Raw genomic sequence first — 18,999 nt, 5'->3', positions numbered from 1 at the left:
AATGATTAAATTATTACGCGTTGATCACCGCTTATTGCATGGTCAGGTTGTTGTTTCATGGTTCGAAAATGTTGGCGCTAATACCATTTTAGTTGCTAACGATATGGTCGCAAATGATGAGTTACGTAAGTCTGCTATTCGTTTAGCGAAACCTGAACATGCGAAATTAGTAATGAAGTCAATAGATGATAGCATTGAAGCCATTAACTCAGGTATAACCGATAAGTATCACATGTTAATAGTTGTTGAATCTGTCGCTGATGCTGAAAAATTAATACGTAGAACGCATGGTAAAATAACAAGCCTCAATTTAGGTGGAACTAAACCTCGTGAAGAAACCAAAAATTACTCTAAAACAATCAATCTAACCGAGCTAGAAGCAGATTTGTTAACAGGATTACAACAAGATGGTGTTGATGTCTATATCCAGCAAGTTCCGAATGAATCAAAGCAAAAATTTCAAAAATAGTTTAGAGGGTACAAAAAATGAGTATCGAATTAACTGCATTTCTATTAGCTTTGGTTGCGATGTTAGCCAATGGTGAATACCTTTTAGGTTCATCAATGTTATCAAGACCATTAGTGACTTGTACCTTGGTTGGTTTAGTCATGGGAGACATCACACAAGGCATTATTATTGGAGCAACATTAGAATTAGCTTTTGTTGGATCGTTTTCTATTGGAGCCTCTATTCCCCCAGAAATTATCTCAGGGAGTATTTTAGGTACCGCCTTTGCAATAGGTGCTGGTAAAAGTACGGAAATAGCTTTAACGCTAGGTATTCCTATTGCTTCATTTGTTTTATTAGTTAAAAACTTATGCTTTCTTTTTATCCTTCCTTATTTTGTTCATAAAGCCGATCAATACGCATGTGAAGGTAATGGTAAAGGTATGGACCGAATGAATCTATTAGGTGGATTCTTTTCTGTTAATCTTCCAATTGGTTTAGTTGTAGGATTATCTTATCTATTTGGCAGCTCGGCGATCAATGACTTATTAGAAATGATTCCTAAATTTATTATAGATGGTTTAGGTATTGCAACGGGCTTATTACCTGCATTTGGTTTTGCTATGTTAATGAAAATAATGATAAAAAAAACCAATGCAACGTTCTTTGTTCTTGGTTTTGCTTTGGCTGTTTATATGAAAGTGCCTGTTACTGGAGTGGCCATCTTCGGTGCGTGTATTGCTCTAATTTTGACAGGTTATTCCGCATTTAATGGAAAAAAAGACGTAACAGAAGATGGCAATCAAAGGTTAAATAATACTGGCGACACTTTAGGTGTACAGGAGATCAATTATGAAAATGAAGAATTCTAAATTAATAACCAAAAAAGAATTAACAAGGACGTTTTGGCGATCTTTTACTGCTGAATGGTCATGGAATTATGAACGACAAATGAACTTAGGTTATTCCTATTCTATGCGTCCTGCTTTAGATAAAATCTACAGCAATAACAAAGAAGAATTAACTGATGCTTATCAACGGCATTTAGAATTCTACAATATTACACCATGGTTGATTACTTTTCCTTTAGGAATTTCTATTGCCATGGAAGAACAAAATGCGACAGATAGTAATTTTGATAAAAGCTCTATTAATGACGTCAAAATAGCGTTAATGGGACCATTAAGTGGTTTAGGTGATTCATTTTTCTGGGGAACACTACGTGTCATAGCGACCGGAATAGGTACTTCTTTAGCACTTGAAGGTAATATTTTAGGTCCTCTTTTGTTTTTATTAATTTTCAATATTCCTGCAATGTTAACACGTTATTTTGGTTTATTAATCGGATATAACATTGGTGCATCGTTTATTGAAAAAGTTCAAAAGACTGGATTAATGGATAAATTATCCTATGGTGCATCAGTTTTGGGACTTTGTGTAGTTGGGGCTATGGTTGCTACCATGGTGACATTAAATATGCCATTAAAATTAGGTTCGGGAATTAATGCTTCATCTTTACAAGATATTTTTGATGGTGTTATACCGCAAATCTTACCTTTACTTTTTACACTATTTATCTTTGTGTTAGTCAAAAAAGGGATTAAAGCCCATTGGATTCTCTTATTTATTGCTGCTATTGGTATTTTGGGAGCTTGGAGTGGGTTATTAGGCTAGTAAGGAGAAAAAAATGAAAAGTATCGCAGATTATGTCGCATTAGAACCTGAATATTATCAAAATATTTTAGATAACTATCAAACATTATTTGGCAATACCATTGATTTAAGTAAAGTTAAACAACTTAACGCAATTGTTATATTTGCAACAGGTTCAAGTGCTAATGCCGCTTATGGTGCAAGGCCTTTAATGAGTAAATTATTAAAGGTGCCCGTCTATATTGAAGATCCATCAATGGCTGCTAACTATTTGTACTATAATGATCCCAATACCTTGTATTTTGCTATTTCACAAGGAGGAGAAAGTTATTCAACCATTTATTTGGTTGAACAGTTTGTTAATAATAATCAAACTATTTACACTCTTACTAGCAATCCGAAAAGTCCATTATATAAGGTAAGCAGCCATGTGTTATCTATGGGTATGCCTGTTGAAGAAATGCCTTATGTCAGTGTTGGTTATAGTGTGACTATCCTTGATTTAATGTTAATTACACTTGTAATTGGCACAAAAACAGAGCGTATAAACCAGAAACAGTTTGACGATTTGTTTGAACAAATGCGCAAAATTACACAATTGCTTCCACAAATTATTAAACAATCACAAGATTGGGTTAATAGATATCAAGATCTTTTTTATCATGCCCAAAGAGTCATTCTCATTGGTTATGGTGCAACTTATGGTGTAGCTAGGGAAGGCGAAACTAAATTTACAGAAACAGTACGAAATACGGCTTTTGGTAAAGAGCTGGAAGAGTATATGCATGGTCCATACCTAGGTCTACATACTGATGACTGTATTATTTTTATCGAACCACATGGGCGATTAGTACAAAGAGCGGAATCTTTAAAAGAATTTTTGAATCAATATGTTCCAAATGTTTTAACTATTTACGCTCAAAGTACAAGTAGCTTAAAAACAACAGATTTTTGCCTAAATATTGAATGTGATGAATTGTTAACTTCATTATTTATGACAGTGCCCATTCACTTGTTAAGTTATCAGGTATCACAGTTAAAAGGTCATAATCTTGAGAAATCAACATACCCAGAATTTGACCAAATAACTAAATCTAAAATTAAGAGGATTATAAAATGAGAAAATTTGATGAACAAAAAGAACTAGACAGCATGAATGGCGCATTAGCTCTACGTCCAAAAATCAATCAATTCATTGATCAAATCCACAAACGTGGTTATAGCAATGTTTGCTGGTTGGGTATTGGTGGTACTTATGCATCTTCAATGCAAGCAGTTGTACACATGAAAGAAAAATCAGCTATTGAAACCTTTATTCAACATGCTGCTGAATATCTAGTAACTGGTAATAAGAGAATTAATAAAGATACATTGGTTATTATTTCATCTGTTACGGGCTCAACCCAAGAGGTAGTTCAAGCTATCGATAAGATTCAAAAAGAAGTCGGTGCTACAGTTTTTGCTTTTTTAGATAAAGCTGATTCTCCATTAGGTAAAATGGCTGATCATGTTATCTCTTACCCAATGAATGAACAATTAAAATTCTTTATGGCTGCTGATCGTTTAATGTTTTTAGCTAATGAGTTTCCTGATTATGACGATTTTTATCAACAAATGGATCAAAATTTTGCAAAAAATATCGTCGCAGTGGCAAAAAAAGCTGATAAATTTGGACAAGAAGTTGCTGAAAAACATCATAATGATGCGATGCATTATTTTGTGGGAGCAGGGAATCAATGGGGGGCGACTTATTCACATGCAATGTGTTATTGGGAAGAACAACACTGGTTACGCTCAAAATCCATTGAATCAGCTGAATTTTTCCATGGTACATTAGAAGTTATCGATCGAGATACTGCAGTTACAGTTTATGTCGGCGAAGATACTCAGCGCCCGTTAAGCGAAAGGGTTGCGAAGTTTCTTCCTCAGATTTGTGGTAATTACACTATCATTGATACTAAAGATTACGAATTGCCAGGTATATCAGACAAATATCGTGGAAACCTTTCTCCATTTGTTTTTCGTGCTATTAATAATCGTATTGATGCATATGTTGAGCATTTAAATCGTCATCCAATGACAATTCGTCGCTACTATCGCTGTTTAGATTATTAATATGGAGAAGGGTGAATGATTTCGGTATTGGTGAGTACTCATGGGTTAACCGCTAAAAGTTTAATTGAAACAACAGAAATGATTTGTGGGAAACAAGCTCAATGTGAGGCAGTGCCTTTTCTAATGGGGCAATCTTTAGATGATTTTCAACAGCAGATTGAGCAGAAGTTAGAAAAGTTAACCCGTGACAGCTCTGATGTTTTATGTTTTGTTGATTTAAAAGGAGGGACACCGTTTAATACGTTGGTTAATTTGGTTTCTAAATATCCTCGATTAGAAGTCATAGCGGGTGTTAATATTCCAATGTTATTGACAACTTTTACATTAAGAACTGATGACGGAAATAAATTGAATGATTTGCTATCAGAAGTAATTGATGTATCGGTAAAAAGTATTGAACGATATAACATTGTTTCAATAATGGATAATAAAAGTCAGGATGAGGATTTCTGATTTCATCCTATATTTTGTGTATTTTCTATTTACAGGTGACAGTTAATTCTGTCACCAAATTCTATAATATGCCCTATAAATAATTTAACTATTAATAATGTTTACATCTTTGTCATATATCCATATGCGCTAAGTTAACAATCATTTGAATTTTATGATTAAGTTATTTATTTGAGTTCTTTTCAAGTTTTTTTATTCTTTTTCTTTCTTGTTTTTTTATTGCTCTTCTGTGTTTTTTATTATGTTCTTTATTATTTAATCGTTTTGTATTTTGTTCATCGTCACAATTATACATTTGATAATTTTCAATAATCATAGAAAATAAAATAATACTGACAAAACCTAAACCCAATAATAGGACGAGTGAAAATCCCGGGAGCTCACCTAATGTCTCTTTAAAAAAAGGAAGTACTATTTTGTATGATAAATAAAAGGGAATAAAACATCCGGCAAAACATATAAAATAGACAACTTTTTTACTTTGTTTGTGCCAACACGCACGAAGAAGTATTCCAACTAAGAAAAGTGTTAGAGACATATAAGCTGTTATAAATAAGTCGGCTAATAACCTGATCATTTGAAAAAATGAAATAGATAAAATTAATCAACATTTTAACATAATAAATAAAATTATTCAGAAAAAGTATTTGGTACAGATGATGATTTGTTTTTTGTTTGTTATTGTCGTTGTTTTGTCTTTCAATATATAACACCACGTTATTATTTACTTTTATGTAAAAATAATTCTTATCTTACTTGTTTTATGGTGATATTTTGTTTTAATAGATAAAAATATTGCTTTATATAACCTCTACTTATTGGAAATAAATTATGAAAAATGTTGGTTTTGTCGGTTGGCGTGGAATGGTGGGCTCTGTGCTTATGCAACGTATGGTTGAAGAGCATGATTTTGATTATATCAATCCTATTTTCTTTTCTACCTCTCAAGCAGGTCAAGCAGCTCCTACTTTTGGCAGTAAAACAGGCACATTACAAAGTGCAGATAATATTGATGCATTAAAAGCTTTAGATATTATTGTTACTTGCCAAGGTGGGGATTATACCTCCGAGATTTATTCAAAACTACGTGCAACGGGCTGGAAAGGTTATTGGATTGATGCGGCATCAACATTACGTATGGAAGATGATGCAATCATTGTGCTCGATCCTGTGAACAAAGCTAACATTCATGCTGCTTTAGATAAAGGTATTAAAACTTTTGTTGGTGGTAACTGTACTGTGAGCTTAATGTTAATGTCTCTTGGTGGTTTATTTGCTGAAAACCTTGTTGATTGGGTTTCGGTTTCAACTTATCAAGCTGCTTCAGGTGGTGGTGCGCGCCATATGCGTGAACTGCTTACTCAAATGGGGATGCTAAATGCTGAGGTTGCCAAAGAGTTACAAAATCCGCATTCTTCTATTTTAGATATTGAGAGAAAAGTGACCCAAAAAATGCGTGATGGTAGCTTACCAACCGATAATTTTGGTGTACCGTTAGCAGGAAGTTTAATTCCTTGGATCGATAAGGCGCTTGATAATGGTCAAAGTAAAGAAGAGTGGAAAGGACAAGCCGAAACCAATAAAATTTTGGGAACAAGTCAGATTATTCCTGTTGATGGACTTTGTGTCCGTATTGGAGCTTTGCGTTGTCATAGTCAATCGTTTACGATTAAATTGAAAAAAGATATTGGTGTGCCAGAAATTGAAAAGCTTCTTGCTGCGCACAATGATTGGGTAAAAGTCGTTCCTAATGATCGCGAAATTTCAATGCGAGAATTAACTCCAGCAGCGGTTACAGGTACGTTAACTACACCTGTTGGGCGTTTACGTAAATTGAATATGGGTAAAGATTATCTTTCTGCTTTTACAGTGGGTGACCAATTATTATGGGGTGCGGCTGAACCATTACGAAGAATGTTACGCATTTTAGCATAAATTTAGCAATAAAATAGCAAAGTCCGATTGATTGGTCGGGCTTTATTTTTTATCACAATAGATTACTGTTGTGTATCATCTAACAATGTCATTAATAATGATCCATTAAATAAAGCTTGCTGTACTAGTGCAAAGGCTCCAATTGCCGATCTATCATTAAGTGATGAACAAGTAATGGTCAGATTTTTTCGTAAACCTTTTAAGCTTTGAGCATTTAATGCACTATTGACTGCATTTAATAGTATTTCTGGTGACTTAGTGATTTCACCTGCTAATACGATTCGTTGTGGATTGAAGATATTAACCATAATTGCAACTGCCCTGCCAAGGTTTTCACCAGCATCTTTGACTAGTTTTATAGCTAGCTCGTCTCCTTGATTAGCATATTGACAGATATGGTTAATATCACAGTGATCTGTTGTTAATTTTGACCTATAGCCTTGCTCAATCATCTGTTTCGCTCGGTTTTCAATGGCTTTATTGACTACGCGGTTTTCTAAACAACCAAAGTTACCACAATGGCAGCGTTCTCCTAATGCATCAACTTGGATGTGTCCAACTTCGCAAGCGCTTTGATTATGATTTGTCAGCAGTTGTTGATTAACAATAACGCCAGATCCTACACCACGGTGTACACGGATTAAAATGGAGTCATCAACATGTTGTGTTGACCCAAAATAACTTTCGGCTAATGCTAAACTTTGAATATCATTGCCTAAGAAAATAGATACATTGAATTGTTCTTGTAAGACTTTGGCTAAAGCCCACTCTTTCACTTGAATGTGTGGCGTATAACGAATAATGCCATTGACAGAATCAATTAAGCCAGGGAGCACAACGGATATTGCAACTAAATTTTTTATTTTTTTTCTATTTTCCTCAATGAATTCTTTAATCAATGTAATTAAATATTCTTGTACTTTTCGTTCGGTAAAATTGGTAAGTGAATATGTTTTTGACACGAGACATTTAGCCCCTAAGTCAAAAAGCTCAGTAGTTACATGAGAACGGCTTAATTGCACAGCAATGGCTTGGTAGTGTCCAAATTTAGCTTCAATTGAAACTGCAGGTCGTCCTCCCGTTGATTGCTGGGCATCGACTTCTTTAATTAATTTTTTTTTAAGAAGTTGGCGAGTTATTTTGGTAATACTTGCAGGCGCTAATTGACTAATTTCGGCCAATTGAATACGAGAAACCGGCGCTTGCTGAACAATCAAACGATAAATCATTGCATAATTTAGCTGTTTGATTAATTCAGCATTGCCAACTAAATTCAGATAATTAAATGTCATATATTACTCAATATTTTTCATTAATTATCTGATATTCTAGCGATTCATTTCTCCATTAACAACCGTTTTAACTACTGTAAAGTCGCGATTAAAGATAACAAGGTTTGCAATTTTACTTTCACTAATACTACCAAGATGTTTATCTACACCAATTGCTTTGGCAGGGTAAAGTGTCGCCATTCTTAACGCTTCATCTAACGCAATGCCTACATATTCAACAGCATTTTTTACTGCATCAATCATAGTTAATGCTGAACCACCAAGTGTGCCTTTTTCGTCCACACAGCGACCATTTTTATAATAAATGGTTTTACCTGCAAATATGCCAGATTCTAAATTAGAGCCAGCAAGCAGCATTGCATCGGTAATTAAGATTAAATGATCTTGTTTAATTTTGTGACTATTGCGAATATTTGCCCAGCTGACATGTTGACCATCAGCAATAATGCCCACATACACTTCAGGTTCATCATAAATTGCACCAACTACACCCGGTTCGCGTCCAGAAATATAAGGCATGGCATTAAATAGGTGCGTTCCTAAACGAATACCATCGTTAAATCCACGGCGACAGTCATCATAATGACCATTGGAATGACCAACTGATACATGAATCCCAGCATTAACCAGCTGTTTGATAAAATGACTGTCGACTCTTTCAGGGGCTAACGTGATAATTTTTATTACATCTGCATTTTCGCAAAGAAAATCAATCATCTCTTGTGAAGGCTGACGAATAATATTTTCGTCATGGATGCCTTTCTTTTCTGGACTAATATAGGGTCCCTCAAGATGCAAACCAAGTGCTTGATTGGTATGCGTGGCTAAATATTCACGCATCACTTTAACCGCCTTGATCATAAATTCATCAGTTGATGTAATTAAAGTTGGTAAATAACTCGTACATCCATAAGTTAGATTTGTTGCTTGCATTGCTTCTAATGTTTCAACACTTAGAGCATCAAGCGTTTCATTAAATTGCACCCCACCACAGCCATTGACTTGAATATCAATAAAGCCAGGTGCGACTATTGCACCTTGTAAATTTTCAATTTTGATATCTGGGGTTAATTCGTCTTGTTTACAGATTTTAGCAATTTTGCCGCCGTTGATAATAATGGCTTGATTTTCAAGAATTTCATAACCTGTATAAATACGACAATTTGTTAATGCGTACATTGATTTATCCTTTATAAAACGGTCACTTTAAGATTATCAGCTTCCATTTGTTTAAAATATTTTAGCGTTTTCACTTTAAGATCATCAGTACTTGGTTCATCACAAACAATGATTGAAGCTGGATGCATTTGTAGTGCGGACACTGTCCAAAGATGATTAACACTACCTTCAACACCAGCTTGTAACGCTAAGCTTTTGTTATGACCACAAACTAATAAAATGACTTCCTGAGCATCCATTAAAGTGGCAACACCTATAGTTAGCGCATGTTTTGGTACTTGATTAACATCATTATCAAAAAAGCGAGAATTGGCAATGCGTGTATCTTCAGTTAATGTTTTGATACGAGTACGAGAGCAAAGAGAAGATCCTGGTTCATTAAATGCAATATGTCCATCTTGACCAACACCACCTACAAAAATGTTGATTTTGCCATAAGCTTTGATCTTCGCTTCATATTGACGACATTCTTCATCAATATCAGGTGCGTTACCATTTAATATATGGATGTTGTTTTTATCAATATCAATATGATTAAAGAAATTTTCGTACATAAATGTGTGATAGCTTTGAGGGTGATCTTCAGGAAGGCCTACATATTCATCCATATTAAAAGTCACGACATTTTTAAAGCTAACATGGCCTGCTTTATACTGCTTAATCAGTTGTTGATACATAACTAACGGCGAGCTTCCTGTTGGTAAGCCTAGTAAAAATGGACGGTCTGCGGTTGGCTTAAATTGATTAATTTTATTAACAATACGTTGTGCTACCCAAGCGCCGACTTCTTGTGCATTTTCTAAAGGAATAAGTCTCATGTAATACCACCTCTTCTGATATAATTAAAATAGTTTCTTTTTTTTTTAAGTAAAATATGTTGACTATATTTTACTATATTAAAGGAATTAATCCAAAAAAATAGTGATAAAAATCACAAAAAATAAACAATTAATTTGCAAAGTAAAATAATATGATATGAAATATGAATAAAGTAGTTACTGGTACCTAAAAGTGTTTTTTATACTTTCTAGGTATAGTTTAATAATATATGAGGTTAACTTATGGGAATTTTAGCTTATTTGCAACGCATTGGGCGCTCACTGATGGTACCTGTGGCGGTATTGCCGGCTGCCGCAATACTTCTAGGGATTGGTCAGTGGGTTAGCCATATAGAGTGGGTTAGTCATGTAAACTTGTTTGGACTTATGGAATGGGATGCTAGTATTGTTGCTAAATTTTTAGTGACATCAGGTAGTGCTATTCTAAGTAATATGCCAATACTTTTTGCTATTGGTGTGGCTTATGGTATGTCTAAAGATAAAGATGGTGCAGCTGCACTTTCTGGTTTAGTGGGCTTTTTAATTATCACTACCTTATTATCACCTGAATCTATTGCATTTTTCCATGGAATAGATATAAAAACTGTTAAAGATTGGCAAAAACTAGTACCGCCAGCATTTAATAGTATCAACAATCAATTTATTGGCATTTTAGTTGGGATTATTTCAGCAGAGTTATACAATCGATTTAGTTCCATTGAGTTACATAAAGCATTAGCCTTTTTCAGCGGTAAACGCTTTGTCCCTATTATTGTCTCAGTTGTGATGTTACTTGTTTCAGTGCTTTTCTATTTTATTTGGCCTGTTGTTTATAGTGGCTTAGAATATTTTGGTCAACTAATCCAAGGATTAGGTTCTGTTGGCGCAGGTATTTATGGATTCTTCAATCGTTTACTTATTCCGGTTGGTTTACACCATGCTTTAAACTCAGTATTCTGGTTTGACGTGGCTGGTATCAACGATATTCCTTATTTCTTGGGCGGACAAAGCTCTATTGATACTGGTAAAGCTGTTGTAGGTATTACCGGTCGGTACCAAGCTGGATTCTTCCCTGTTATGATGTTTGGCCTGCCTGGTGCAGCATTAGCCATGTACCATACGGCTAAAAAAGGCAATAAAGAGAAAACTGCATCAATTATGTTTGCAGCCTCTATTGCTGCATTCTTTACTGGTATTACTGAGCCACTAGAATTTGCTTTTATGTTTGTAGCGCCGGTGCTTTATTTTATCCATGCGGTTTTAACAGGTATCTCATTATTTATTGCTGTGACTATGCAATGGATATGTGGATTTGGTTTTAGCGCAGGCCTAATAGATATGTTGCTTCAGTCAGGAAATCCACTAGCAGTACATTGGTCTATGCTAATTCTTCAGGGCTTAGTATTCTTTGTGGTCTACTATGTGGTATTTCGTTTTGTTATTGTTAAATTTAACCTTAAAACACCAGGTCGTGAAGATGAAGATACCACAGTTTCATCAACTCAACGTACTAATCAAAAACAAACAATTGGTGATATATCTAAACTTGCTGAACAATATTTAGCAGTTGTAGGTGGTAAAGAGAATCTAACCAACATTGACTCTTGTATTACACGATTACGTTTAGGTGTAAATGATTCAGAGTTGGTCAATGAACAAGACGCTAAAGCACTAGGTGCGATGGCAGTCATTAAATTAGGTAAAACTGGTGTGCAAATTATTGTTGGTACTCAGGCCGAAAAAATTGCCGATCAAATGAAGAAATTATTCTAGTTTAATAAAATAAAAACTAAATTAAATGAATTATAATCCACTTTATTTAAGCATAATAAAAATAGAGTGGATTATTTATTGGCTTTAAACTTACGAAATTCCATTAGTCTATCTATCAATGCGAAAATACATCTTTTACGAAAAATTGGTTATTTTTTTAAAAAACAAAAAATAAAAAATCAATAAAATCAATATGTTTTCTGAATTTTTTTTGTTTAAAAATCAAATCTATTGTTGTAGTGTAAGATTTGGTATTTCAATATAAAATTAAAATCGTAATATTACATCTTGAATGGTTAATAATTGAGTTAATAACTGATTATTAGTTAGTTTACTAGGGATATTACGAGGTAGCTGCATTAGGTTTCTTGATTTAAGTGAAGATTCACATATATACACATCATCAATATCATAAAGCTCAAGCATATTGAAAGTTGCAATATAATCGCGCATTAAAATTTGATCTGGTTGTTGATTAGGTAACAAATGAAATACGCCATCATCAACAAAAAAAACAGAAATATGGTTAATAGCTGAGGTGGCTAATGCGATATCAAGTGCTTCGCGACCTTTGGCAGTTCCATGAGGTGGTGAGCTAATAATAATTGCTAATTTTTTCATTTCAGTGATTTAATTCTAAAATTGAATGGTTCGATCTGTTGTCGCAATTGATTCGCTAAGCTCGCCAAGGCCTGTTAATTGAAAATGATCTGCAAGATTTTTTTTGATAACACCGCGTCGCTGTGCTGCTGCAACACAAACAGTTAAACTTAAGGAGTATGTTTTTGCTAATTTCTGCCATGCAGACACTAAATCAAACTCATCGCTGGCTGGATCGGTATAGCTGTTACCATTATAAACTCCATCTGAATAAAAAAAGATGTTTTTAATCGTATGGGGAGTGTTAGACAGTAAAACCTGTGCAAATTGATATGCACAATAAGCAGATTGGGTCCCATAAACAGGACCCATAACAATAAGCGTATAGCTTAATGAATCAAACAAGTGAGTCTGTTGATTATTATTCTGATTGCTCAGGTTTTGACTCTGACGTTGGTTCTTCATTTGTATCATTTTTATTATTATCAATACCAAGTAATTCAACTTCAAAGACTAATGTTGATGCTGGTTGGATTCCTGCCTTACCTTCTTGACCAGGAATGTTTTGATCGCCATAAGCTAGATCTGGTGGTACAACAAGTTTAATTTTACCACCAACACCAACTAGTTGGATGCCTTCAATCCAGCCTTTTATCACACCATTAAGAGGAAATTTAGCTGGTTCACTACGATCATAAGAACTGTCAAATTTACGTCCATCAGTTAAGGTACCTGTATAATGAACGATAACGGTATCATCGGCAGTCGGATGATGGTCTGAACCATTTTCCAAAATTTGATAAAGCAATCCAGATTTAGTTTTTTTAACACCATCTTTTTTAGCAAATTCTTCACGGAATTTGTCACCGGCAGCTGTATTTTCGGTTTTTTGTTTTTCAAAACGCGCTTGGCTTTCTTCTTGAATTCGTTTACCAAACGCTTCTAAGATAGTTTTAACTTCATCTTTACTTAGTTGTGATGCACCACTGAATGTTTCATTAAAACCACCAATTAAATACTTTTGATCTGGTTTAATTTCATTTTGTTCTAAATTTGTTTTCATGTATGTTGCAAATGATGAACCTAATGCATATGCTTCTTTCTGTGCATCTGTTGAAATTGTTATTTTATCTGTTTTTTTATCACAGCCAGCTAATGCCAATACAATTGCGCTACTTACTAAGGTCATTTTAATCAATGATTTCATTCTACTTCTCCAAGTTAGAAATTCTTTTAGATTGTTAATTCGACTATTATATATTATTTAACAAAAGATAATATAGTGTTTACCAATCATTTATTTAATAATTTATATTCTGTGCTGATAATAAAATTGGATAAGTAATATTTTGTACTTTAAATCATCCTTGAGTGAAAGAGGCTTCATCAGTTATAATGTATAAAATTTATAGCAAATAATGTATAAGGATAGCTATTTTGACTACCGAACTTAATGCCCTTGATATTGAAGAAATTATCAGTTTATTACCTCATCGTTATCCATTTTTAATGGTTGATCGCGTACTTAGTTACGAAAAAGGTAAAACATTAAAAGCGATAAAAAATGTTACTGTAAATGAACCATTCTTTCAGGGACACTTCCCTAATAAACCGATTTTCCCTGGTGTATTAATTTTAGAAGCTATGGCACAAGCTACAGGAATTTTGGCATTTAAAAGCATTGAAGAGTTATCTCCAGGGCAACTTTATTACTTCGCTTCAATTGACAAAGCACGTTTTAAACGTCCTGTTGTACCAGGTGATCAACTTGTGTTGGATGTTGAATATATTAAAGAGCGTCGTGGCATTGCGCTATTCCATGGTGTTGCAACCGTTGATGGCAAGTTAGTTTGCGAAGCTGAAATGATGTGTGCTCGTAAATAACATTTGGTATTTTACATATTCCAAATTGTTTTAAGGAAATACTATGGCAACAGAAATACACCCAAGTTCAGTCATTGAAAAAGGTGCTAAAATCGGCGATAACGTCAAAATTGGGCCTTTTTGTTTTATTGGTGCAAATGTTGAAATTGGTGACGGAACATTTTTAAAATCACACGTTGTCGTCAATGGTCACACTAAAATTGGTAAAGATAACCAAATTTATCAATTTGTCTCAATTGGTGAAGTAAACCAAGATTTAAAATATCGTGGAGAGCCAACGCGTACCGAAATTGGCGATCGCAATATGATTCGCGAAAGCGTTACTATTCACCGTGGTACGGTTCAAGGTGGTGAGTTAACTCGTGTCGGTAGTGATAATTTATTGATGATTAATGCCCACGTTGCGCACGATTGTTATATTGGTAATCACTGTATTTTAGCAAATAACGCCACCTTAGGTGGACATGTTCAATTAGACGATTATGTCATTGTTGGTGGCATGACAGCTGTTCATCAATTTTGTGTGATTGGATCGCATGTTATGATTGGCGGTTGTTCTGGCGTTGCGCAAGACGTTCCTCCTTATGTTATTGCCCAAGGTAATCATGCAACTCCTCATGGCGTAAATTATGAAGGCTTAAAGCGCAGAGGCTTTAGCAAAGATGCCTTACAGGCGATTCGCAATAGCTACAAAGTCCTTTATCGAAATGGCTTAACGTTGGACGAAGCTAAATCTGAAATTGCAACCATTGCCGAACAATATCCTGAAGCCCAACTCTTTGTTGACTTTTTTGCCCGTTCAACGCGTGGCATTATCCGTTAATGACCAACAAACCATTAACCATTGCCTTAGTCGCTGGAGAAACTTCTGGTGATATTCTTGGCTCGGGATTGATTCGTGCGCTAAAAAATCATCATCCCAACATTGAATTTGTTGGTATAGCAGGTCCTAAAATGCAAGCTGAAGGTTGTAAGGCTTGGTATGAAATGGATGAATTATCGGTTATGGGCATTGTTGAAGTATTGGGGCGATTACGTCGTATTTTATCTATTCGCCGAGATATCAATAAACGTCTTATTGAACTTAATCCCGATATATTTATTGGTATTGACGCACCTGATTTCAATCTTTCCCTAGAAGGTAAATTAAAACAAGCCGGTATTAAAACGATTCATTACGTTAGCCCCTCCGTTTGGGCTTGGAAGCAAAAACGAGTTTTCAAAATTAAACGTAATACCAATCTTATTTTGGCTTTTTTACCGTTTGAAAAAACTTTTTATGATAAATTTGATGTACCTTGCCGCTTTATTGGTCATAAGATGGCTGATGATATTCCAGTTAATCCAGATAAAATGGCTATTCGTCAACAATTAGATGTGCCACTAAATTGCCGTTGTTTAGCTTTATTACCCGGTAGTCGCCATGCAGAAGTGACATTATTATCGACTCCTTTTTTAGAAGCTGCGCAATTATTACGTCAACGTTATCCTGACTTACATATTGTTGTACCATTAGTGAATGAAAAAAGACGAAAAGAGTTTGAACAGATTAAAGCCGAAGTTGCACCAAAACTAGACATACAATTATTAGATGGCCATGCCCGTGAAGCAATGATTGCTAGCGATGCGGCAATTTTAGCCTCTGGTACTGTGGCTCTAGAATGTATGTTAGCCAAATGTCCTATGGTTGTTGGTTATAAAATGAAACCTTTCACATTTTGGCTCGCTAAAAAATTAATTAAAACTCCTTATGTCTCTTTACCTAACATTTTAGCTGGTAAAGCCCTGGTTCCAGAGTTATTACAGCAAGATTGCACTCCTGAAAATATCGCGAATCACATTATTCCTTTGTTAGAGGGGGATAATACTGAGCTAAAACAGACATTTTTATCTTTGCATAAACAAATCCGTTGTAATGCCGATGAGCAAGCGGCTAAAGCAGTGCTTGATGTATTAGAGGATGCACATTGTTGTTAGAATTTACCTATCCTGATGCCACATTAATTGCTGGTGTCGATGAAGTCGGACGCGGTCCACTTTGTGGTGATGTTGTTACTGCTGCCGTCATTTTAGATCCAAACAAGCCAATTAAAGGCTTAACTGACTCTAAAAAATTGACTGAAAAAAAGCGCGAACAACTGTTTGACATAATCCAACAAGATGCTTTAGCGTGGAATATTGCCCGAGCTTCAGTGGATGAAATCGATAAATTAAATATATTACATGCCACTATGCTAGCAATGCAGCGTGCTGTATCTGGATTAACTATTAAACCTAATTTTGTATTAGTTGATGGTAATCGTTGTCCTGATTTTGGTATTCAAACTCAAGCAGTCATTAAGGGAGATTTATTGGTAGCAGAGATTAGTGCTGCTTCAATTTTGGCTAAAGTTACACGTGATCGTGAGATGGTTGAGCTTGATAAGTTGTATCCACAATATGGCCTTGCTAAGCATAAAGGTTATCCAACTAAAGCGCATTTAGCGGCAATAAAAGAACATGGTATTAATCATTTATATCGTAAAAGTTTTTCACCAGTTAAGAGTTTAGCATTATTTTAATTCACCATTGTTTGTCAACCGTTATCAGCAAGGGGGAATTAAAAATAGAAACTGGTGAAATAACCGTTTCTTGATAAGGAATTTTGTTTCCATAACGTTCTTTTAGTTTTTGCTTCACGGCAGGTGATGAAAGATTAAAATCTTTGATAGTTTGTAATTGACCAATTTTCAATTTAAGTGCTTTATCATAAATTTTCCAGATTAACTCAGAACAATAGATATAATTATTGTCCCAACCAAACCAGATATCATAAGGTTTGCCTTCAAAACTACTTGCGACTCGCTTTAATTTAGCAATTTCGTTATTGGATAAATCGTGATTTTTTAAACGTTTTATGATGTATTTTTTATTTTTACCACGCGCAATCCAACTATTTAGCGGGGTATAAATTACTTTATTAGCAGCTTCAAAAACATATGGTTTGCCATTTTTAATGAAAATAATTCCCATATGACTGTATGGAGAGTTTGTAGCTTGTTCAACTGCCAAGCTTTGTCTTGATTGTGAGGATTGAAAAATAATATCACCATCTTGAGGTTTATAACTAGCAATACTAATAAAGCTAACTAAAGACAGCATAAACAATATAATAAAACGCATTAAATTTACCTTTGCCTGTAAATAATGCTATAAATTATAAAATAAAATAGCTACTTATAAAATAGTGTTTTGTAAGTAGCTATCTAAATGGGAAATTAGTCTTGATGAGTAAAGATAGAAGCAAATTTATTTTTATACATCTCTTTACTAGCTTTAACAAATCGAATTGTTTTGAAAATACCTAATAAGCTTGCTTGATGCATACGATACAACAGGCGATGAATAGTTAAAGCAAAAAATCCTTTAACATTCATTTCTCGTTTGCCTGCAATTTTAACCACACCTTGTGCTGTATCATGTAGAGAAATAATCGTTCCATTATCAGTATAATTAAACGATTTCAATGATTTATTATTCAATATGTTAACAATATTTTCATAACAGATTTTTGCCATCTGATGTGCAGCTTGCGCCGTAGCAGGAGCGGCTCGTCCGCTGTCTTGCATTGCGTAAGCACAATCACCAATAACAAAAATATCATCATCGCGCGTTGTTTGTAGTGTCGGTTTAACTACAAGTTGATTAGAACGGCTTGATTCTAAACCAGCAATGTCTTTTAGATAGTCAGGCGCTTTTACACCCGCAGTCCAGATCATAATATCAGCGTTGATGGTATCGCCTTCTTTTGGATAAAAGCCATCACTTTCCGCTTTAGTTATCATGGTTTTTGTTAACACATTAATACCACGTTTTTGTAATGTTTCGGTAATATCTAATGCTGTTTTTTCAGGTAACGCAGGTAAAATACGATCAGTTGCTTCAATAACCGATACATCTAGCAAATCAGAACACATTTTATTGCGTCCACAAGCACCAAATGTTTCAACCATATGAGGTAATTCTGAGGCTAATTCAACACCAGTTGCGCCACCACCAACAATAGCGATACGAATTTTATCTTCAGTTGTTGCTTCATCTTCATCAATAATAGAACAAAAACTAGAGAATTTTGCAATAAGTGTTTCACGTAAACGAATAGCGGCATTTTGATCATCTAAAAAGATACAATGTTCTTTAACACCTGGCGTACCAAAATCGTTTGAAGTACTGCCTATTGCCATAACTAAAATATCATATGGAATAGAAACAGATTCGTGATTTAAATTTTCAATAATAATTTGTTTTTCTTCACGATTAAGATTAGTAAACGTACCTTGATTAAATTGGAAATTGTGTTGTTGCCCTTGTTTTGCATAGTCAATTCTATCAGCTTGTTCGTTCAAAATACCAGTGGCAACTTCATGTAATAAAGGTTTCCATAGGTGATAACTATTTTTATCAATCAGTGTAATTTCAGCTTGGTTGCCTTTTCCTAGTTTATCGCCAAGGTCTGTAGCTAGTTCTAAACCCCCAGCTCCACCACCAATAATTATTATTTTTTTCATAAATTTCAAACCTTATCGTAATCAACTAAAAATATCATACTAAATAAGTAGGTTTTTATCTATTTCTTTTAACGAATATCATTTATAAACAAAACCTATTAAATTGATGTTTTGTTATTATTAAAATATATTTAAAACTCAAATGGAGTATAGTTGTATTTATTATTGATCGTGTTGATATATTCTTTTTTTTTAATAAAAATTTTTCTTTATTCATTAAAATAAAGCACTTTTCGTATAATTTGTAATACAGTAATCGTTACAATTTATAAATGTGAGATCTATAATGCATACCATCATCC

The 18,999-nt window shown here is 34.3% G+C and carries 21 protein-coding genes; 12 read left to right on the top strand and 9 right to left on the bottom strand.

Annotation, left to right across the window (positions count from 1 at the left end; all coding sequences use genetic code 11):
• Window position 1 precedes the first annotated feature (1 nt).
• Genes ACYH9I_RS08845 through ACYH9I_RS08820 form a run of 6 tightly spaced genes read left to right on the top strand, consistent with a single transcriptional unit; the run spans window position 2 to window position 4,669 of the window.
• Window positions 2-469 (top strand): PTS sugar transporter subunit IIB, encoded by a 468-nt coding sequence (locus ACYH9I_RS08845; RefSeq protein ID WP_483560397.1) that lies wholly within the window; start codon window positions 2-4, stop codon window positions 467-469.
• Window positions 470-486: 17 nt separating this feature from the next.
• On the top strand, window positions 487-1,320 hold the full coding sequence (locus ACYH9I_RS08840; protein ID WP_483560396.1) for a PTS mannose/fructose/sorbose/N-acetylgalactosamine transporter subunit IIC: 834 nt from the start codon (window positions 487-489) through the stop codon (window positions 1,318-1,320).
• Window positions 1,301-2,122 carry a PTS system mannose/fructose/sorbose family transporter subunit IID gene (locus tag ACYH9I_RS08835; protein WP_483560395.1) on the top strand — a complete coding sequence of 274 codons (822 nt, stop codon included), beginning with the start codon at window positions 1,301-1,303 and terminating at the stop codon, window positions 2,120-2,122. Before ACYH9I_RS08840 ends, ACYH9I_RS08835 begins: the two co-directional genes overlap by 20 nt.
• Window positions 2,123-2,135: 13 nt before the next feature.
• Window positions 2,136-3,221, top strand: a complete 1,086-nt coding sequence (locus ACYH9I_RS08830; RefSeq protein ID WP_483560394.1) for an SIS domain-containing protein — start codon at window positions 2,136-2,138, stop codon at window positions 3,219-3,221.
• Window positions 3,218-4,216, top strand: coding sequence for an SIS domain-containing protein (locus tag ACYH9I_RS08825; protein WP_483560393.1), 999 nt, complete (start codon window positions 3,218-3,220; stop codon window positions 4,214-4,216). Before ACYH9I_RS08830 ends, ACYH9I_RS08825 begins: the two co-directional genes overlap by 4 nt.
• A 15-nt stretch (window positions 4,217-4,231) precedes the next feature.
• Window positions 4,232-4,669 carry a PTS sugar transporter subunit IIA gene (locus ACYH9I_RS08820; protein WP_483560392.1) on the top strand — a complete coding sequence of 146 codons (438 nt, stop codon included), beginning with the start codon at window positions 4,232-4,234 and terminating at the stop codon, window positions 4,667-4,669.
• Between the two features lie 163 nt (window positions 4,670-4,832).
• Here ACYH9I_RS08820 and ACYH9I_RS08815 read toward each other — a convergent pair whose 3' ends face one another.
• Window positions 4,833-5,207 (bottom strand): hypothetical protein, encoded by a 375-nt coding sequence (locus ACYH9I_RS08815; protein WP_483560391.1) that lies wholly within the window; start codon window positions 5,205-5,207, stop codon window positions 4,833-4,835.
• A 293-nt stretch (window positions 5,208-5,500) separates the two neighbouring features.
• On the opposite strand from ACYH9I_RS08815, the gene asd reads away from it, so the two are divergent.
• Window positions 5,501-6,604, top strand: coding sequence for an aspartate-semialdehyde dehydrogenase (gene asd, locus ACYH9I_RS08810; protein WP_483560390.1), 1,104 nt, complete (start codon window positions 5,501-5,503; stop codon window positions 6,602-6,604).
• 62 nt (window positions 6,605-6,666) lie between these two features.
• On the opposite strand, the gene ACYH9I_RS08805 is transcribed toward asd, so the two are convergent.
• Genes ACYH9I_RS08805 through nagB form a run of 3 tightly spaced genes read right to left on the bottom strand, consistent with a single transcriptional unit; the run spans window position 6,667 to window position 9,893 of the window.
• Window positions 6,667-7,896 (bottom strand): ROK family protein, encoded by a 1,230-nt coding sequence (locus tag ACYH9I_RS08805; protein ID WP_483560389.1) that lies wholly within the window; start codon window positions 7,894-7,896, stop codon window positions 6,667-6,669.
• Window positions 7,897-7,932: 36 nt separating this feature from the next.
• A complete protein-coding gene (nagA, locus tag ACYH9I_RS08800) occupies window positions 7,933-9,075 on the bottom strand; it encodes an N-acetylglucosamine-6-phosphate deacetylase (protein ID WP_483560388.1) in 1,143 nt (380 codons plus the stop codon).
• Window positions 9,076-9,086: 11 nt separating this feature from the next.
• Window positions 9,087-9,893, bottom strand: a complete 807-nt coding sequence (gene nagB / locus ACYH9I_RS08795; RefSeq protein ID WP_483560387.1) for a glucosamine-6-phosphate deaminase — start codon at window positions 9,891-9,893, stop codon at window positions 9,087-9,089.
• 243 nt (window positions 9,894-10,136) lie between these two features.
• Between nagB and nagE the strand changes: the two genes are divergently transcribed.
• Window positions 10,137-11,666 carry an N-acetylglucosamine-specific PTS transporter subunit IIBC gene (gene nagE / locus ACYH9I_RS08790; RefSeq protein WP_483560386.1) on the top strand — a complete coding sequence of 510 codons (1,530 nt, stop codon included), beginning with the start codon at window positions 10,137-10,139 and terminating at the stop codon, window positions 11,664-11,666.
• Between the two features lie 267 nt (window positions 11,667-11,933).
• Here the strand turns inward: nagE and tusC are convergent, their stop codons facing one another.
• Genes tusC through fkpA form a run of 3 tightly spaced genes read right to left on the bottom strand, consistent with a single transcriptional unit; the run spans window position 11,934 to window position 13,473 of the window.
• Window positions 11,934-12,287 carry a sulfurtransferase complex subunit TusC gene (gene tusC / locus ACYH9I_RS08785; RefSeq protein ID WP_483560385.1) on the bottom strand — a complete coding sequence of 118 codons (354 nt, stop codon included), beginning with the start codon at window positions 12,285-12,287 and terminating at the stop codon, window positions 11,934-11,936.
• Between the two features lie 15 nt (window positions 12,288-12,302).
• Complete coding sequence (tusD, locus tag ACYH9I_RS08780; protein ID WP_483560384.1) at window positions 12,303-12,671, bottom strand: sulfurtransferase complex subunit TusD; 369 nt, start codon at window positions 12,669-12,671, stop codon at window positions 12,303-12,305.
• A 16-nt stretch (window positions 12,672-12,687) separates the two neighbouring features.
• The gene (gene fkpA, locus ACYH9I_RS08775; RefSeq protein WP_483560383.1) at window positions 12,688-13,473 is read right to left on the bottom strand and encodes an FKBP-type peptidyl-prolyl cis-trans isomerase; all 786 of its coding nucleotides are present in this window, start codon (window positions 13,471-13,473) and stop codon (window positions 12,688-12,690) included.
• 230 nt (window positions 13,474-13,703) lie between these two features.
• Here fkpA and fabZ point away from each other — a divergent pair, with 230 nt between their 5' ends.
• From fabZ to rnhB, 4 genes are read left to right on the top strand one after another with little or no spacing between them, the layout of a single operon-like run.
• Window positions 13,704-14,150, top strand: coding sequence for a 3-hydroxyacyl-ACP dehydratase FabZ (gene fabZ / locus ACYH9I_RS08770; RefSeq protein WP_091348040.1), 447 nt, complete (start codon window positions 13,704-13,706; stop codon window positions 14,148-14,150).
• Window positions 14,151-14,193: 43 nt separating this feature from the next.
• Entirely contained in the window at window positions 14,194-14,973 is a 780-nt protein-coding gene (gene lpxA / locus ACYH9I_RS08765) for an acyl-ACP--UDP-N-acetylglucosamine O-acyltransferase (RefSeq protein ID WP_091348037.1), read from the top strand.
• Window positions 14,973-16,127 carry a lipid-A-disaccharide synthase gene (lpxB, locus tag ACYH9I_RS08760; RefSeq protein ID WP_483560382.1) on the top strand — a complete coding sequence of 385 codons (1,155 nt, stop codon included), beginning with the start codon at window positions 14,973-14,975 and terminating at the stop codon, window positions 16,125-16,127. Before lpxA ends, lpxB begins: the two co-directional genes overlap by 1 nt.
• Window positions 16,121-16,711: a ribonuclease HII gene (rnhB, locus tag ACYH9I_RS08755; RefSeq protein ID WP_483560425.1), complete on the top strand. Its 591-nt coding sequence runs from the start codon at window positions 16,121-16,123 to the stop codon at window positions 16,709-16,711. Before lpxB ends, rnhB begins: the two co-directional genes overlap by 7 nt.
• Before the next feature lies 1 nt (window position 16,712).
• Here rnhB and ACYH9I_RS08750 read toward each other — a convergent pair whose 3' ends face one another.
• Together ACYH9I_RS08750 and ACYH9I_RS08745 are read right to left on the bottom strand one after the other, a co-directional pair.
• Window positions 16,713-17,312: a YiiX family permuted papain-like enzyme gene (locus ACYH9I_RS08750; RefSeq protein WP_483560381.1), complete on the bottom strand. Its 600-nt coding sequence runs from the start codon at window positions 17,310-17,312 to the stop codon at window positions 16,713-16,715.
• 95 nt (window positions 17,313-17,407) lie between these two features.
• Window positions 17,408-18,697: an NAD(P)/FAD-dependent oxidoreductase gene (locus ACYH9I_RS08745; RefSeq protein WP_483560380.1), complete on the bottom strand. Its 1,290-nt coding sequence runs from the start codon at window positions 18,695-18,697 to the stop codon at window positions 17,408-17,410.
• Window positions 18,698-18,999: the final 302 nt, after the last annotated feature.

The organism is Gilliamella sp. X-23 (assembly GCF_057063545.1).
This window is presented reverse-complemented; position numbering and strand designations above follow the sequence as displayed.

Bases quoted from the DNA above. Each gene is read 5' to 3' on its own strand.
- ACYH9I_RS08845 (WP_483560397.1), top strand. From the start codon at position 2: ATGATTAAATTATTACGCGTTGATCACCGCTTATTGCATGGTCAGGTT.
- tusC (WP_483560385.1), bottom strand. From the start codon at position 12,287: ATGAAAAAATTAGCAATTATTATTAGCTCACCACCTCATGGAACTGCC.
- ACYH9I_RS08840 (WP_483560396.1), top strand. From the start codon at position 487: ATGAGTATCGAATTAACTGCATTTCTATTAGCTTTGGTTGCGATGTTA.
- fkpA (WP_483560383.1), bottom strand. From the start codon at position 13,473: ATGAAATCATTGATTAAAATGACCTTAGTAAGTAGCGCAATTGTATTG.
- ACYH9I_RS08835 (WP_483560395.1), top strand. From the start codon at position 1,301: ATGAAAATGAAGAATTCTAAATTAATAACCAAAAAAGAATTAACAAGG.
- ACYH9I_RS08750 (WP_483560381.1), bottom strand. From the start codon at position 17,312: ATGCGTTTTATTATATTGTTTATGCTGTCTTTAGTTAGCTTTATTAGT.
- nagA (WP_483560388.1), bottom strand. From the start codon at position 9,075: ATGTACGCATTAACAAATTGTCGTATTTATACAGGTTATGAAATTCTT.
- nagE (WP_483560386.1), top strand. From the start codon at position 10,137: ATGGGAATTTTAGCTTATTTGCAACGCATTGGGCGCTCACTGATGGTA.
- ACYH9I_RS08815 (WP_483560391.1), bottom strand. From the start codon at position 5,207: ATGTCTCTAACACTTTTCTTAGTTGGAATACTTCTTCGTGCGTGTTGG.
- lpxA (WP_091348037.1), top strand. From the start codon at position 14,194: ATGGCAACAGAAATACACCCAAGTTCAGTCATTGAAAAAGGTGCTAAA.
- ACYH9I_RS08805 (WP_483560389.1), bottom strand. From the start codon at position 7,896: ATGACATTTAATTATCTGAATTTAGTTGGCAATGCTGAATTAATCAAA.
- ACYH9I_RS08825 (WP_483560393.1), top strand. From the start codon at position 3,218: ATGAGAAAATTTGATGAACAAAAAGAACTAGACAGCATGAATGGCGCA.
- ACYH9I_RS08745 (WP_483560380.1), bottom strand. From the start codon at position 18,697: ATGAAAAAAATAATAATTATTGGTGGTGGAGCTGGGGGTTTAGAACTA.
- ACYH9I_RS08830 (WP_483560394.1), top strand. From the start codon at position 2,136: ATGAAAAGTATCGCAGATTATGTCGCATTAGAACCTGAATATTATCAA.
- nagB (WP_483560387.1), bottom strand. From the start codon at position 9,893: ATGAGACTTATTCCTTTAGAAAATGCACAAGAAGTCGGCGCTTGGGTA.
- ACYH9I_RS08820 (WP_483560392.1), top strand. From the start codon at position 4,232: ATGATTTCGGTATTGGTGAGTACTCATGGGTTAACCGCTAAAAGTTTA.
- lpxB (WP_483560382.1), top strand. From the start codon at position 14,973: ATGACCAACAAACCATTAACCATTGCCTTAGTCGCTGGAGAAACTTCT.
- asd (WP_483560390.1), top strand. From the start codon at position 5,501: ATGAAAAATGTTGGTTTTGTCGGTTGGCGTGGAATGGTGGGCTCTGTG.